This is a genomic window from Cytobacillus sp. Bac17 (assembly GCF_024519925.1).
GTDB lineage: Bacteria > Bacillota > Bacilli > Bacillales > Cytobacillaceae > Cytobacillus > Cytobacillus pseudoceanisediminis.
The window spans coordinates 13,502-28,120 of record NZ_JALJRC010000022.1 but is presented as its reverse complement, the minus strand read 5'-3'; the positions used below and the strand labels follow the sequence as shown (position 1 = coordinate 28,120).

Below are 14,619 nucleotides of genomic sequence, written 5' to 3'. Positions count from 1 at the left end.
GAACGAGCCTATTTTTTATTGATGACCTTTTCTTCCCATTCTTCCCTCAGAATGCCCATCCGGATGCTATCATAATACTTCCCATTAACAATCCGGCATTTCCGCATTCTACCTTCAAGCTGCATGCCGATCTTTTCAGCGGCTTTCATCATTCTTTTGTTGCCTGACCAGGTGGTAATACCTACCCGGGCAAGCGGAAGAGAGGAAAATAGAAAGTCCACCCACAGAGTAAGAGCCTCTGTTCCATAACCCCCATTCCAATGCTCGGGGTTGTGAATTACAATTCCTGCTTCAAGCCAATTAGAATCTCGATGCTCCCAGTAGTATCCCACAATGCCGATTACTTTTTCCGACGCTGCAATTACCATGCTGCTAGGCAGATATTCTTCTGCCTTTTGGAGGAATTCCTGTTTATATGTTTCAAAGTCTTTATGCTCAAGAGGAAAATAGGGAGCATCCCATCTTTTCCACTCAGGGTTGTCTGTTCCGTAAATATAGTCCCATAAAATAGGCAAATCCTCTTCCTGTATGGGACGAATCTTCACCTTTAGGGCTGTATCTTCGATCATAGCGGGTACCCCTCCATTAAATCTTAGTAAAAACCCTTGTCTTGCTTGTTCCTTCTGTGTTGTGCTCTTCATCCCAAACTGAATGGATCTCAAAAGTCCCTTCTTTGAAAAAAAGCGGCAGCTTTCTCTTGAACCAATCCTGCATGGGAAGGTCCCTTGCATCTTGTCTCGAAACCCACTGCAATTCTCCTTCAGGAGGATCCGCAAGAAGTCTTCCTTCAAAGGAGTCTGCCAGATAATTAAATACCATGTAGCGGACATTCATCTGGGGGTTTACGTACTCATCCCAGCCTTTAAAAATAATATTTTTGACGTGCAGCCCGGTCTCCTCAAGCACTTCGCGTTTTGCTGCGTCCGTAATGCTCTCGGGAAACTCTACTTTTCCGCCTGGTGCGAGATAGCCAGGGAAGCCTTTATAATCCGGGCGTTTTATGAGGAGGATCTGATCTCCGTCTGCAACCATGCACATCGTGTACATCTGATGTTCGATTTCTTTCCAGTTCAGAGCTGCACCTCTATTAATAATGATTCCAAAGTTTATACATTCTTTTAAAAGGAGAAAATACCTCCTTTATTGAAATCATATCATGACTAGAAAATTTGAAGAGGTGACCATAAATGGAATTGAAGATGGGGTATGTCATTCTATATGCGGAAAGCCTGGAAAGAACGAAGCATTTTTATGGTGAATTGCTGGGTCTGAAGCTTAGGAATGAATTTGGAACTTACATCGAGTATGATACAGGCAGCACCATTCTTTCTTTTAATACGAGAGAAGGAGGACGGGAAGTCACCGGGCTTCCGATACCGGATGGATTAAGAAAGGAGCAGACATTTGAGCTGGGCTTTGTCACAGAAGAGGTAGAAGCGGCAGTTGAAAAGCTAAAGGCCGCCGGAGTCCCTGTCCTGCTCGAGCCTGTTGAAAAGCCTTGGGGCCAGAAAGTGGCATATGTGCAAGATCCGGATGGACATTATATTGAGATTTGTTCGCCTATAGGATAATAACTGACTCTGCTCCAGGGTCATTTTTTTGTTGGAAATTATTTTTTATATGCATAGGAATCTGTTGGTTTCAAAAGAAAAACATAGATTTTAAGTGTTTTTAGCGCTTACATAAAGGTTTGTAAATATAAGTAAATGTGTTATGATTCTATATGTTTTTGTCGGCTCGACTTTGATGAGAGTTCAAAGTCATTACTATAAATCTATTAATAAAGAGGTGTCTATTTGAAAGTTTTATCAAAAAAAGAACAATGGTTTGGCAATGTTAAGGGAGACATTCTTGCTGGAATCGTAGTGGCATTGGCACTAATTCCAGAAGCGATTGCATTCTCGATTATTGCTGGTGTCGATCCAATGGTTGGATTGTATGCTTCTTTCTGTATTGCTGTAACCATTTCAATAGTTGGCGGAAGGCCTGGAATGATTTCTGCTGCAACTGGTGCGATGGCGTTATTAATGGTTACATTAGTAGCCGATCACGGACTGCAGTATTTATTTGCTGCGACCATTTTGACGGGAATTCTTCAGATCTTATTTGGTGTGCTTAAGCTGGCCCGCTTTATGAAATTCATTCCGCGTGCGGTTATGATTGGGTTTGTTAACGCACTGGCTATATTGATTTTCATGGCGCAGCTTGAACAGTTTGTAGATGCTACATGGGTAATGTATGCGATGGTTGCCGGTGCATTGGCGATTATTTATATTTTCCCGAGATTTACTAAAGCAGTGCCATCTCCTCTGGTGGCTATTATTGTTATTACTATCATTGCCATCATGACAAAGAGTGATGTGCGCACAGTTGGCGACATGGGAACTATCACATCAGCCCTTCCGGCATTCTTTATACCGGATGTTCCATTTAACCTTGAGACTCTGAAGATTATTTTCCCATACTCTATTGCCCTTGCGATCGTAGGCTTGCTTGAATCCTTGCTGACTGCATCCATAGTTGATGACATGACCGATACAGCCAGTAATAAGAATATGGAAAGCCGCGGACAGGGAATTGCGAATATCGTGGCAGGTCTATTCGGCGGAATGGCAGGCTGTGCCATGATTGGACAATCAGTCATAAATGTGAAATCTGGCGGAAGAGGCAGACTGTCCGCTTTGGTAGCCGGCACATTCCTTATGTTTCTGATTTTAGTTTTGGGGAATATTGTCGTTCAAATACCGATGGCTGCATTAGTCGGTGTTATGATCATGGTTTCGATCGGTACTTTTGATTGGTCATCCATTAAGGGACTTGCTAAGACGCCTGTCACAGATTCGATTGTTATGGTTACAACGACTGTTACAACTGTTTTCACTCATGACTTATCCAAAGGAGTTTTCGCGGGGATCATCCTAAGTGCGATCTTCTTTGTTGCTAAAATTTCGAAAGTGCATGTTGCATCACGAATTGAAGGAGATAAGAAAATATACGCTGTAACAGGCCAGGTTTTCTTTGCTTCTGTATATGAACTTGTAGCAGCATTCGACTTTAATGAAGAATTAAAAGAAGTTGAAATTGATTTTACACAGGCGCATGTATGGGATGACTCAGGTGTCGCTGCCATAGATAAGATTGTAATAAAGCTTCGTGACAACGGTGTGCTGGTACGCCTATCAGGATTAAACGCGCCAAGCTCGAACTTGATTGAGCGTTTGGCCGTTCACCGCAAACCTGGTGCGAAATTTTCCGGCCATTAAAAAACTGGAATGAATACCACAGTCAGCTTCGACTGTGGTATTTTTTTTATAAGAATAGGTAAGGGGTGAGGCTCTGTGTTTAAAAAAATACTGATTGCTGCAGATGGATCCGATCATTCGATTCGTGCAGCCGCTAAAGCCATTCAACTGGCCGAACAGAATCCTGATTCTGAAATTACCGTAGTCTATGCTGTTGATGGCCAGACCTCAAAAGAAGATATCCTTCATCATTTTGATAAGAGTATAGTGGACCAGGTGAGAAAAAAACGCTTAGAGCCAATAGAAAACTTATTAAAAGAAAAGGGCATTTCATATGAAATAAAAATCCTGCAGGGAGAGCCTGGACCAGCCATTGTGGAATTTTCCAACAAAATGGATTTTGATGTTGCAGTAGTTGGCAGCCGGGGTCTGAATACTCTTCAGGAAATGGTGCTCGGAAGTGTTAGCCATAAAATAGCCAAACGTGTGAAAGCGCCTGTTTTGATTGTTAAGTAAAGTTCGGATATATACTTTTCACTTTCCTGGTAATGTAAAGCGGATGCTGCGCCAAGTGAACGATATACCGATAAAATATAATAGGCTGCTAAACTAGACTAAGTGACCGATATGCCGGCTTACTTAGTGCTGCAATTCATAAAAACTGCACAAAAAAGATGTCCCCGCAGGGACATCTTTTTTCAATTAGCCGGCTTTCACAGCAGATTGAGGCTGAAGTTTCTTATCTTTGCCGCTTACCTTATCAGACAGCAACGTCAGAGCACCATCACCTGTTACATTACATGCAGTTCCAAAGCTGTCCTGGGCAAGGTATAGGGCGATCATAAGCGCAAGCATGGTCTCATTGAATCCGAGCATGCTTTCAAGCAGACCCAATGCGGCCATGACAGCCCCTCCTGGGACACCGGGAGCTGCAATCATTGTGATGCCAAGCATTAAAATGAAAGGCAGGATTTCTGCAAATGATGCCGTTTGACCCTGCAGCATCATCACGGCGATCGCACAGCTCACAATGGTGATCGTGCTTCCGGAGAGATGAATCGTTGCCAGTAATGGAACAGAGAAATCCGCGACTTTTTCACGTGCACCAAGCTTTTTAACCTGCTTAAGTGTAACAGGAATGGTGGATGCGGATGATTGAGTACCAAGTGCCGTAAAGTAGGCAGGCATCATATTTTTCATGAGTCTAAGCGGATTGGCTTTCATAAGACTGCCGGCCGCTGAGTATTGAAGCAGTAAAAATAAAAGATGAAGAGCAATAATCATGACAAAGACTTTGGCAAATACAGAAATAATGGCGCCAACCTGTCCGCCCTGCGTCATATTGGCGAAAATCCCAAAAATATGGACAGGAAGCAATGGAATGATGACTTTTTCAATCAGTTTTTCAATAATATCACGGAAATCATTCATAGCATTTTGCAGAGTGTTTCCTTTGATCGCAGCCAATCCGAGGCCTAGAGTGAATGAAATCAGCAGTGCCGTCATGACCCCCATTACAGGAGGCATGTCCACCTGGAAAAAGGGTGAAAGCAAAGCATCCTCAGGATTCTCAAACTCTTTGAAGCTTTGGTTTTTTAAAAGAACAGGATATAACACCGTCGCAGAAAAATAGGCGACTAAACCAGCAGTGATCGTAGAAGCATAGGCAAAACCAGTTGTAATCCCCAGCAGTTTCCCTGCGCCTTTTCCCATGCTCCCGATACCTGGCGCGATAAATCCGATAATAATTAATGGAATCGCAAAACCAAGAAAGTTTCCGAACAATCCATTAAAAGTAGCAAATAGCTGAATAAGCCATTCAGGAGAAAAAGAACCTAATAAAATACCCAGTGCAATGGCTGCAATTATTCTGGGAAGCAAACCGAACTTCATTTTTATGTCCTCCTAAAAAATACAGTTGTTTTTGTTAGGAGGATTATATCCTGTTTTACGTTAAAAGTTAATAGATAAAGGTTTTGTTATAATAATAAAATAAGTCTGATTATTTACCAAGGATTAAGGGTTTTTCTCGTTAATTGCTCTATAGTAGGCGGTTGAACGTTTTCTTAAGATAATAATAGGAAAAAGGGAGTTTAATTTAATGCCAGAAAAGGAAATTATTTTACTGGTTTCAGATAAGAAAAGTTTCCTTTTTCAGGGCCATTTCATACATATAGGAATATGGGCGTATGTGGAGAAAAAAATTCCTGTGGAATTGAACATGTAATCACTCCCTTTCTTAAATGTGAAAGTGTTACAATAAAGAGTAGCTTGAATGAACATATAAATCAGCTAAGGAAAAAAAATGAAGGAATAAAGCGGCATGAGAAGCCGGTTAGTCCATGATCGAATATTGGAGGTTCTTTTATGAAAACGAAGGTTGGCCTTTTGTACGGCGGAAAATCTGCAGAGCATAAAGTATCGATGCAGACTGCAATGGCTGTGATTAAAGCATTGGATTTGGCGAAATTTGAAATTCATCCTATTTATATATCTGAAGAAGGTCAATGGGTAAAGGGCCCTCAATTGCAAGGGCCTGTTTCCAGTGTGAAGGAGCTGGAATTTTCCCAGGGGGAAGCACTACCTCCAACAGCTTTGGCACCTACTCTTTTCCAGGGTGCCCAGGATAAAGGTCCATTTGATGTAATCTTCCCGCTGCTTCATGGTCCAAACGGGGAAGACGGCACGGTTCAAGGTTTGCTTGAGCTGCTTAACCTGCCATATGTGGGAAATGGAGTATTGGCTTCATCTGCAGGGATGGATAAAGTCATTATGAAGAATATCTTTGCACAGGCTGGTCTGCCGCAGGTGAAGTATGTCTGGTTTATCCGCAGTGAGTGGGAAAATGAGACGGAGGCAGCCTATGACCAGGTGGAAAGGGAACTCGGGTACCCGTGTTTTGTAAAACCGGCCAACCTGGGTTCGAGTGTAGGAATCAGTAAGTGCATGAACCGTTCAGAGCTTGAGGAAGCATTCAAAGAAGCTTTCCAATTTGACCGTAAAATTATCATCGAAGAAGGCGTTACAGCCAGAGAAATTGAAGCTGGCGTATTGGGCAATGATTATCCGGAATGTTCTGTTGCCGGTGAGATTGTCCCGAAAGTTGAATTCTATGACTATAAAGCCAAATATGAAGATGGGGACACAGCATTAATCATTCCTGCTGAAATCTCAGAAATTGAGTACAGTGAACTGAGAGACATGGCCATTAAAGCATTTAAAGCCCTTGACTGCTCAGGTCTGGTCAGAGCTGATTTCTTTTTAACAAGAGAGGGTAAGCTATACATTAATGAAATCAATACAATGCCAGGCTTTACACCTTTCAGCATGTTCCCGCTTCTGTGGAAGCATACGGGAGTAGAATACCCTCAGCTGATCGAAAGGCTTGTTAATCTGGCCATCGAACGCCATGCTGAGAAACAAAGCATTAAACACACAATGTAAAAAGATATAATTGTTGAAGGAAACACGGCATATCTGTCGTGTTCCTTTTGTTCATACATAACTGGCAATATGAGCCTTTCATAATGCCGAAACAGGAGGCGCCATATGATAAAGAAAACACTTCAGGAAATTGAACAAATGATAAAGATCGAGAATGATGTTTCATCTTTTCATAATACATCCATACAGGGCGTCAGCATTGACTCCAGAAAAATCGGGCGGGGTAATTTGTTCGTCCCATTCAAAGGGGAAAATTCAGACGGCCACCGATTTGTAGAAGATGCCATCGAAAAAGGGGCAGCCGCAGCATTTTGGCAAAAGGATGTTCCCAATCCCCCTCTTCATCTTCCAATCCTGATCGTCGAAGATACACTAACGGCTCTTCAGGAATTGGCTAGAAGCTATCGTGATGAATTAAAGATAAAAGTCGCAGGCATTACAGGAAGCAACGGCAAAACAACCACCAAGGATATGACCGCAAACCTTCTTTCCCTGCAATATAAAGTTCAAAAAACCGAAGGTAACTATAACAATCATATCGGTTTGCCCTTAACCATTCTGGCTCTTGAGGAAGATACGGAAATCGCGGTGCTGGAAATGGGGATGAGCGGCAGGGGAGAAATCGATTTCCTTACGAAGCTTGCCCGCCCGGACGCTGTGATTATTACGAATATAGGCGAATCCCACCTTCAGGATTTAGGTTCCAGAGAAGGGATTGCAGAAGCTAAGCTTGAGATCGTAAATGGACTCCAGGAAAATGGCCTGGTTATTTATTACGGCGACGAGCCTCTCTTGGATGAAAAACTGAAATCCTACAATGGTTCGGCAACTTTAAGAACTTTTGGAAGAACCGGGAAAAATGATGTGTACCCGATGGATATCAAGCAGAATGACAGCGGCAGCACGTTTGGGATTAATGTGTCCAGCGGGAAGTTTTATCTGCCTGTGTTAGGCACCCATAATGTTCTAAATGCCCTGGCAGCCATGATTGCAGCAGCTCATTTTGGCGTTCCGTACGAAAAGATGAACGAAGGCTTCGCAAGCTTAAAGCTGACGAATATGAGGATGGAACTTCTCGAGGGCCAAAGTGGAGAAAAAATCATCAATGATGCTTATAATGCGAGTCCAACATCCATGAATGCGGCGATTGAACTGATTGCCAACCTGCCAGGGTATAAAAAGAAAATTCTTGTTCTGGGCGATATGCTGGAGCTTGGTCCGCAGGAGGAGGATTTCCATTACTCCACAGGAAAATCTGTGGATCCTGAAAAGGTTGATTATGTATTTACTTTCGGCAAGCTTGCCGAATATATCGCCAAGGGAGCGAAGGAGGTACTTCCTCACGAACGGGTGGCCGCCTTTACTGACAAACAGCCGCTGATCGAAGAGCTGAAGAAACATGTGGATCCGGAAACGATTATACTGGTTAAGGCATCCCGGGGCATGAAACTGGAAGAAGTTGTCTCTGCCCTTCAATAATTGCTAAGAAAAAAATAACAACAACACTTTAACAGATAGAATGGTAAGACTAAAACAGCTGGAAAATAACATGTAATTCTCATACCTTGTTAATTCTGTTATTGTATATATCTGTTATTATAGGAAATAAACCCCTGTTTCACGTGAAACAGGGGTTTAAATTATTTTTATATAGTTCCTTTGTTATAATTTTTATCTTCTAACAGGTTTGATTAGTATGGCAAAAAGGAAAAAGTGTAAAATAGAATTGACTTAGATTATAAAAAAATGGCGGTGACTCGAGGATGATTGGCTGCATGTGCATACATGGTTTTACAGGAGCTCCATTTGAAGTAGAACCTTTGGCAGAGTATTTGAAAGAACATACAGACTGGGAGATTTCCGTGCCGACATTGCCGGGTCATGGCGATGAACTTAAGCTGAAAGGAATTGCCTATAACAAATGGATTGAGCATGCAGAGGAAGAGCTGAAAAGGCTGATAAGCCGCTGTGAGAAAGTGTATGTAATCGGCTTTTCGATGGGCGGCCTGATCGCCAGCTACTTAACAGTGCATTACCCTGTGGATAAGCTGGTTCTGCTCAGTGCAGCTGCTTATTACGTAAATCCAAAACAGCTTTTCTTCGATATTAAAGAGATGGCAAGGGATGCCTTCAAGGGAAACCTGGCCGACAATGAGATGTTCGTCAGATATAAGCGGAAAATAAGTGCGACACCGATTACGGCAACTCTTCAATTCCGCAGGCTTGTGGCCTCTATCAAACCTATCTTAAATCAGATCACTGTGCCGACATTGATTGCGCAAGGTGAAAGTGATGGAGTGGTGCCTCCGCGAAGTGCCAGATATTTATACAATAATATAAGTTCATCGGCCAAAAAATTAATTTTTATAAAGGACTCCAAACATCTTATCTGCCATTGCGGAGAAGGGGAACGCCTCTTTCAGGAGATCCTTGGTTTTCTTCAAAAAAAGCCGGAATGATAAGGTTTTCAGCCAGCCTTCAAGTTTGCAATGCTTACTTGAAAATGGTAATATAAACACCAAAGTGCCAACAGGAACTTCTTTTGAGAACCCGGACATGCTCCAGCAGGAGAATGTCTTTTTTCATTAAATACAGAGGTATTGCGGAGAACGTCATACTTCAGTATGGCCATAAATAGATGAGTGCTTTCTCGTTGTTAGAACTCATCTTTAGAGACCTGATTGTCCGTGAACAATTTGGATAGAATTTACCCTCATCCTTTCCTCAAGCGGGTTTCATAGTGAGTGGGACTCTTCTTAACGAAACATAACCGCACTTTTTATAAAAATAAGAAGTTAAAGCATCTAGAGACCGGGTACTGCCGGTTAAAAGGCTCCTTACGGGGTGCCCTAACTTTTCTTATAATCGTCCGGAAGAGTGACTCATAGGCCAATTTTCAGGAGAATTCCTGCCTGCAGGTTTGCAGGGACAAAATTTTTCTATGATTAGAAGGAGAATGAATACATTGACAAAGTTTCAAGACTTGGGCATCAGCCCGGCGACAATGAAATCACTGAAGCGAATGGGATTTGAAGAAGCCACTCCAATTCAGGCCCAGACCATTCCGTTAAGTTTAGAGAATAAAGACCTGATCGGGCAGGCGCAGACAGGAACAGGAAAAACTGCTGCATTCGGAATCCCGATGATTGATAAAATCGACAACACGAAGGATTTCATTCAGGGAATTGTGATTGCTCCGACTCGCGAGCTGGCAATTCAGGTATCGGAAGAACTGTATAAAATCGGCTACGGCAAAAGAACGAAAGTCCTATCCATTTATGGAGGGCAGGATATTAATCGCCAAATCCGCGCCTTGAAGAACAAACCGCATATCATTGTTGGAACGCCAGGACGTATTTTGGACCACATAAACCGCAAAACAATGCGTCTTGACCATGTCCATACAGCCATTCTTGATGAAGCGGATGAAATGCTTAACATGGGATTCATTGATGATATTGAAGCAATCCTTGCCCAAATTCCGGAAGAGCGCCAGACCCTGCTTTTCTCTGCTACAATGCCTGCGCCAATCCGCAGAATGGCAGAACGCTTCATGAAGGAACCCCAAATTGTCCGCGTAAAAGCAAAGGAAATGACTGTATCATCTATTGAACAATACTATATTGAAGTGCATGAAAAGAATAAATTTGATGTGCTGACAAGACTTCTGGATATTCAATCACCGGAATTGGCAATCGTATTCGGACGTACAAAGCGCCGTGTCGATGAACTGGCTGAAGCCTTGAATCTTCGCGGATACATGGCTGAAGGAATCCACGGTGACTTAAGCCAGGCTAAAAGGATTTCTGTTCTTCGCAAGTTCAAAGAGGGAAGCATTGACGTCCTCGTTGCAACAGATGTTGCTGCGCGAGGCTTGGATATTTCCGGTGTCACACATGTATACAATTTTGATATTCCTCAGGATCCTGAAAGCTATGTTCACCGCATCGGCCGTACAGGACGTGCTGGAAAAACAGGTGTTGCGATGACATTCATTAATCCGCGCGAAAAATCGTATCTGCATGTCGTAGAACGTACAACCAAGAGGAAAATGGAACGCATGGATGCTCCAACACTGGATGAGGCCCTTGAAGGCCAGCAAAAAGCAGTCATGGAAAAAATCATGCAAACCATTGAGGAAAACAATCTTGGGAGCTATAAAGAAGCAGCTGATGAGCTCCTTGCACAAAAGGATGCTTCAACAGTGGTTCAAGCCGTGCTGAAGATGCTGACAAAAGAACCGGATACAACTCCTGTTAAATTAACAGAGGAAAAGCCGCTTCCATCTAAGCGCGACAGAAAGCCGAATGACCGCAGCCGCGGAGGCTATAACGGAAAAGGCAGACAAGGAGGCCAGAAAGGATCATATAAATCCCGTCAAGGCCACACTGGAAAACGTCAAAGCCACAATAACCGTTCAAATAGCAGCAGCAGCTATCGTTAAACGGTTACTTTAAAAAGGAGAGCAGAGATTCTGCTCTCCTTTTCTTTTTAATTTGCTCCCACTATTATAAGGGCCGTCCATCTGCAATTTCTCAGCGGCAGACGTACATACTAAGGGAAAAACAATGCGGGAGGAATCGACATGACGATTGTACGCCTTGGGTATGTCGCGATGAGTATGAATCTGAAAAACGCGTCACCATCGCAAACGATGACGTTTAAGCAATTCTCGGCCATTAAAGACCGCGAGGCGGCTATAGCAAGACTGGAGCGGATTGCCGTATCAAATCTCGAAAACTGCCTAAGGCTGCTAAAGCACAATGTGGCCCATGATATCCATTTTTTTCGCTTTAGCTCCCGGCTGATTCCTCTTGCCAATCATGAGGAACTTTCTGATTGGAAGTATATGCACTCTCTTAAAGAAGCTCTATCCAAAATTGGTCACTTTCTGGATGGACACCCTATGCGGGTGGATTTTCATCCAGACCATTTTGTGCTCCTTAATACACCGAAAGTTGATACATTGAATATGTCCATTAAAACACTGGCAATGCATGAAGCCCTGCTGAAAGGCATGAGGCTGAATCCAGCTCACCGCTGTGTTCTGCATGTGGGCGGAGGATATGATGATAAAGAGAAGGCTCTCGAACAATTTATCCATAATTGGGGCTTTACACCTTCAGGAATCCAGCAAATGATTATCCTCGAGAATGACGATACCACCTTTACCCTTGATGATACGCTTTATCTTTGTGAAAAGCTTGGGATTCCGCTTGTATTTGATTACCACCATCACCTTGCCAATTTTGAGAATGATAACTGGACGGAGCAATGGGAAAGGGTCGCAGCGACATGGGATCATTCAGAATTGCCTGTGAAAATGCATATTTCCAGTCCGAAATCAGACAAAGATTTCAGAGCGCATGCCGATTATATTAATGCTGATATGTTCATGGAGTTTCTTCAGAACATTAAGGGGTCAGTGCCTGAGATTCATTGCATGATCGAAGCGAAAATGAAGGATAGCGCACTATTTAAGCTTTCTGAAGATTTAAGAACGAACCCCGATCTGACTTTTATTGATTCATCCAGCTTTGAAATATAAGTAGTACCCCCACTTTTTTCATAAAAGGGAGACACTTCTTTTTTCTGTCATGTATACTTATAGAAGTGAAAGAGCTGATCCAAAGAACATGTGCTGATGAGGTTCTTAGCGAGGAACTGACTCTGGGCGTTTTTGAATGACTATTAATTTTATGGAATTGCGGGGGGTACTGCATGATTACAGAGCCGCATAAAAGGATACCGGCAAGGGGGCTGCTTGCATGGAGAATCTCCGGCACAATCCACTCTGTTTTTCCTTTTGTGTTATCAGGGGGAGCAATTGCTGCTGCTTTCCTGTTTAAGTGGCCTATTTGGGTTATTGGGGCTTCCTTAATGTTTTATTCAGCTTATGCTTACCTAGTCATTATGATTTTCCCCTCCTTAAGGTGGAAAAGATGGAGGTATGAGGTCCGGGAAAATGAAATAGAACTCAAACATGGGATATTTGTGATTAAAAGGACCCTTGTTCCCATGATTCGGGTGCAGCATGTGGATACCAAGCAAGGGCCGATATTGCGTAAATATCGTCTTGCTACTGTCACCATCTCGACGGCTGCAACTGTTCATGAAATACCGGCCTTGGATGTGGATGAAGCGGAGGAATTGCGCTTTTTCATTTCCTTGCTGGCAAGGGCTGCAGATGATGATGTCTAATCCGAAACGGCTGCACCCAATATCAGCGGTAGCCAATTTCCTGAAACACCTAAAGGAAATGCTGGTGCCCTTTCTTGTTTTTGTCGTCTTTGGAAGCAGAGGAGGAAATGGTGAAATTGTTCAGCTTGTCCTGTCTTTAGGGGTCATAATTGCGGTTTTTATGATAGGGATCCTTACCTGGTGGAGATATACTTATAGACTGGAAGAAGGCGAGCTTCGAATCGAGTATGGTGTTCTGATAAGGAAGAAGAGATATATTCCGCTTGAAAGAATTCAAAGTCTAGACTTATCGGAAGGTTTGCTGCAAAGGCCATTTGGCCTTGTAAAGATGAAAGTGGAGACAGCCGGTTCAAGCGGAGCTGGTGAGGCAGAAGCGGTATTGACGGCTATTTCTAAAAAAGATGCAGAATTCATTCAGCAGGCATTTTCAGCTGCTAAAAAGAATCCTTCCGAAATGGAAACAGCTTTACAGAACCGGGAAGTGATTTATAAAATTTCTCCTGGCGAGCTGCTCCTTCTGGCATCAACTTCAGGTGGGGCAGGTGTCGTTATTTCGGCTGTCTTTGCCTTTGTTTTTCAATTTGAAGAGATCCTTCCGTATGAAAAGGTGTTTGCCGGCCTCGAAGGATTTATTGCCAACGGAATTGTATTTGTGAGTATCCTGGTCTTCATCGTCTTTTTTATTGCATGGCTTATTGCTCTTATTGGCGGTATGCTAAAATATGCCGATTTTACTTTAATAAAGACTGATAAGGAGTTGATTGTCACAAGAGGTCTGCTGGAAAAGAGGCAGATGACGATTCCGCTGAATCGCATTCAGGCAATTCAGATCAGGGAAAATCTGCTTAGGCAGCCACTTGGCCTGGCGACTGTCTATATTGAAAGTGCAGGAGGTTCCATTGAGGACAATGAAAGCGCGCGCCTTATGATCCTGCCGATTGTGAAAAAAACACGGATTGCCGGTTTATTAAAGCCCCACTTGTCCCACTATGAACTGCAGCCCGGATTTTTTAAATCTCCAAAAAGGGCGCTTAACCGCTATTTATGGAGAGGGTTTCTGTGGGCACTGCCTTTTGTGGCTGTGCCGCTCCTCTTTTTCAGGCCATGGGGATACTTTTCTTTAGTGCTGCTGATCCTTTCTTTGGGATGGTCGTATCTCAAATACAGGGATGCAGGCTGGGATATCAGTTCTCAGCAGCTTGCTCTCAGATATCGCGGGATTATAAGGACGACTGTCTTTATGAAAAGAAATCGAATACAGTCCCTCACCATGAGCGAAAGTTATTTTCAGAAAAGGCGCAGTCTGGCTACCATAGAAGCTGTGGCCATGTCAGGGATTGGGGGGACAGGCGGAACGGTTCCTGATCTTGACCGTGGAGAAGTGTATGCTATTTATAAGTGGTATTCTTATACTGGATTAAACAGAAGTTATTTGAAAAAGGAAAAGCGCCTATGAGCGCTTTTTTTGTTGTATAGGAAACTATAAAATGGATCAGTGTGAAACTCTGTGGAAAGGCTGTCTGCATCCAGCTCCTAGCCCCTCGGGTCATAAGCCAACAGAAATCAGGAACGCTTCGGCAGAGATGTATCGCCCGGCCAAAGCTTGCTTTGGAAGGTTTCCTGCATAATTCGTCTTATGCCTGCCGGACTTGCACAGGATGTGCTGGCTTCAGCGTATGCCAGGACGTGGCGGTTTTTAGACGGAGTTCATCTGATCAAGGCGCTCCCGCTT

Annotated in this window: 14 protein-coding genes; 10 read left to right on the top strand and 4 right to left on the bottom strand. The window is 43.2% G+C overall.

Annotation, left to right across the window (positions count from 1 at the left end; all coding sequences use genetic code 11):
* Positions 1-8: 8 nt before the first annotated feature.
* Together NR125_RS21065 and NR125_RS21060 are read right to left on the bottom strand one after the other, a co-directional pair.
* Positions 9-569, bottom strand: coding sequence for a GNAT family N-acetyltransferase (locus NR125_RS21065; protein WP_071155120.1), 561 nt, complete (start codon positions 567-569; stop codon positions 9-11).
* 16 nt (positions 570-585) lie between these two features.
* A complete protein-coding gene (locus NR125_RS21060; protein WP_175502116.1) occupies positions 586-1,047 on the bottom strand; it encodes an 8-oxo-dGTP diphosphatase in 462 nt (153 codons plus the stop codon).
* A gap of 140 nt (positions 1,048-1,187) precedes the next feature.
* On the opposite strand from NR125_RS21060, the gene NR125_RS21055 reads away from it, so the two are divergent.
* The 3 genes from NR125_RS21055 (at position 1,188) to NR125_RS21045 (ending at position 3,758) form a co-directional block, all read left to right on the top strand.
* Complete coding sequence (locus NR125_RS21055) at positions 1,188-1,571, top strand: VOC family protein (protein WP_019381237.1); 384 nt, start codon at positions 1,188-1,190, stop codon at positions 1,569-1,571.
* Positions 1,572-1,796: 225 nt separating this feature from the next.
* Positions 1,797-3,263 carry a SulP family inorganic anion transporter gene (locus NR125_RS21050; RefSeq protein WP_256816095.1) on the top strand — a complete coding sequence of 489 codons (1,467 nt, stop codon included), beginning with the start codon at positions 1,797-1,799 and terminating at the stop codon, positions 3,261-3,263.
* Between the two features lie 75 nt (positions 3,264-3,338).
* Positions 3,339-3,758, top strand: a complete 420-nt coding sequence (locus tag NR125_RS21045; RefSeq protein WP_009336325.1) for a universal stress protein — start codon at positions 3,339-3,341, stop codon at positions 3,756-3,758.
* Positions 3,759-3,944: 186 nt separating this feature from the next.
* Here the strand turns inward: NR125_RS21045 and NR125_RS21040 are convergent, their stop codons facing one another.
* A complete protein-coding gene (locus NR125_RS21040; RefSeq protein WP_251157258.1) occupies positions 3,945-5,135 on the bottom strand; it encodes a dicarboxylate/amino acid:cation symporter in 1,191 nt (396 codons plus the stop codon).
* A gap of 474 nt (positions 5,136-5,609) precedes the next feature.
* Here NR125_RS21040 and NR125_RS21035 point away from each other — a divergent pair, with 474 nt between their 5' ends.
* From NR125_RS21035 to NR125_RS21025, 3 genes are all read left to right on the top strand, one after another.
* A complete protein-coding gene (locus tag NR125_RS21035; protein WP_256816094.1) occupies positions 5,610-6,686 on the top strand; it encodes a D-alanine--D-alanine ligase in 1,077 nt (358 codons plus the stop codon).
* A gap of 105 nt (positions 6,687-6,791) precedes the next feature.
* Positions 6,792-8,165 (top strand): UDP-N-acetylmuramoyl-tripeptide--D-alanyl-D-alanine ligase, encoded by a 1,374-nt coding sequence (locus tag NR125_RS21030; protein WP_256816093.1) that lies wholly within the window; start codon positions 6,792-6,794, stop codon positions 8,163-8,165.
* Between the two features lie 284 nt (positions 8,166-8,449).
* Positions 8,450-9,145 carry an alpha/beta hydrolase gene (locus tag NR125_RS21025; RefSeq protein ID WP_009336321.1) on the top strand — a complete coding sequence of 232 codons (696 nt, stop codon included), beginning with the start codon at positions 8,450-8,452 and terminating at the stop codon, positions 9,143-9,145.
* 8 nt (positions 9,146-9,153) lie between these two features.
* Here NR125_RS21025 and NR125_RS21020 read toward each other — a convergent pair whose 3' ends face one another.
* On the bottom strand, positions 9,154-9,318 hold the full coding sequence (locus tag NR125_RS21020; RefSeq protein WP_256816092.1) for a hypothetical protein: 165 nt from the start codon (positions 9,316-9,318) through the stop codon (positions 9,154-9,156).
* 333 nt (positions 9,319-9,651) lie between these two features.
* Between NR125_RS21020 and cshA the strand changes: the two genes are divergently transcribed.
* The 4 genes from cshA to NR125_RS21000 all read left to right on the top strand — a co-directional run bounded on the left by cshA (position 9,652) and on the right by NR125_RS21000 (position 14,343).
* Positions 9,652-11,130 (top strand): degradosome RNA helicase CshA, encoded by a 1,479-nt coding sequence (gene cshA, locus NR125_RS21015; RefSeq protein ID WP_256816091.1) that lies wholly within the window; start codon positions 9,652-9,654, stop codon positions 11,128-11,130.
* A gap of 141 nt (positions 11,131-11,271) precedes the next feature.
* Complete coding sequence (gene uvsE, locus NR125_RS21010) at positions 11,272-12,234, top strand: UV DNA damage repair endonuclease UvsE (protein ID WP_256816090.1); 963 nt, start codon at positions 11,272-11,274, stop codon at positions 12,232-12,234.
* A gap of 173 nt (positions 12,235-12,407) precedes the next feature.
* Positions 12,408-12,887 carry a PH domain-containing protein gene (locus tag NR125_RS21005; RefSeq protein ID WP_019381244.1) on the top strand — a complete coding sequence of 160 codons (480 nt, stop codon included), beginning with the start codon at positions 12,408-12,410 and terminating at the stop codon, positions 12,885-12,887.
* On the top strand, positions 12,874-14,343 hold the full coding sequence (locus NR125_RS21000; protein ID WP_306219880.1) for a PH domain-containing protein: 1,470 nt from the start codon (positions 12,874-12,876) through the stop codon (positions 14,341-14,343). The genes NR125_RS21005 and NR125_RS21000 overlap by 14 nt, the downstream gene beginning before the upstream one ends.
* Positions 14,344-14,619 lie beyond the last annotated feature (276 nt).

Excerpts from the sequence above, each read along its gene's own strand:
- NR125_RS21065 (WP_071155120.1), bottom strand. The coding sequence starts at position 569 with ATGATCGAAGATACAGCCCTAAAGGTGAAGATTCGTCCCATACAGGAA.
- NR125_RS21060 (WP_175502116.1), bottom strand. The coding sequence starts at position 1,047 with ATGTACACGATGTGCATGGTTGCAGACGGAGATCAGATCCTCCTCATA.
- NR125_RS21055 (WP_019381237.1), top strand. The coding sequence starts at position 1,188 with ATGGAATTGAAGATGGGGTATGTCATTCTATATGCGGAAAGCCTGGAA.
- NR125_RS21040 (WP_251157258.1), bottom strand. The coding sequence starts at position 5,135 with ATGAAGTTCGGTTTGCTTCCCAGAATAATTGCAGCCATTGCACTGGGT.
- NR125_RS21035 (WP_256816094.1), top strand. The coding sequence starts at position 5,610 with ATGAAAACGAAGGTTGGCCTTTTGTACGGCGGAAAATCTGCAGAGCAT.
- NR125_RS21030 (WP_256816093.1), top strand. The coding sequence starts at position 6,792 with ATGATAAAGAAAACACTTCAGGAAATTGAACAAATGATAAAGATCGAG.
- NR125_RS21025 (WP_009336321.1), top strand. The coding sequence starts at position 8,450 with ATGATTGGCTGCATGTGCATACATGGTTTTACAGGAGCTCCATTTGAA.
- NR125_RS21020 (WP_256816092.1), bottom strand. The coding sequence starts at position 9,318 with ATGGCCATACTGAAGTATGACGTTCTCCGCAATACCTCTGTATTTAAT.
- uvsE (WP_256816090.1), top strand. The coding sequence starts at position 11,272 with ATGACGATTGTACGCCTTGGGTATGTCGCGATGAGTATGAATCTGAAA.
- NR125_RS21005 (WP_019381244.1), top strand. The coding sequence starts at position 12,408 with ATGATTACAGAGCCGCATAAAAGGATACCGGCAAGGGGGCTGCTTGCA.
- NR125_RS21000 (WP_306219880.1), top strand. The coding sequence starts at position 12,874 with ATGATGATGTCTAATCCGAAACGGCTGCACCCAATATCAGCGGTAGCC.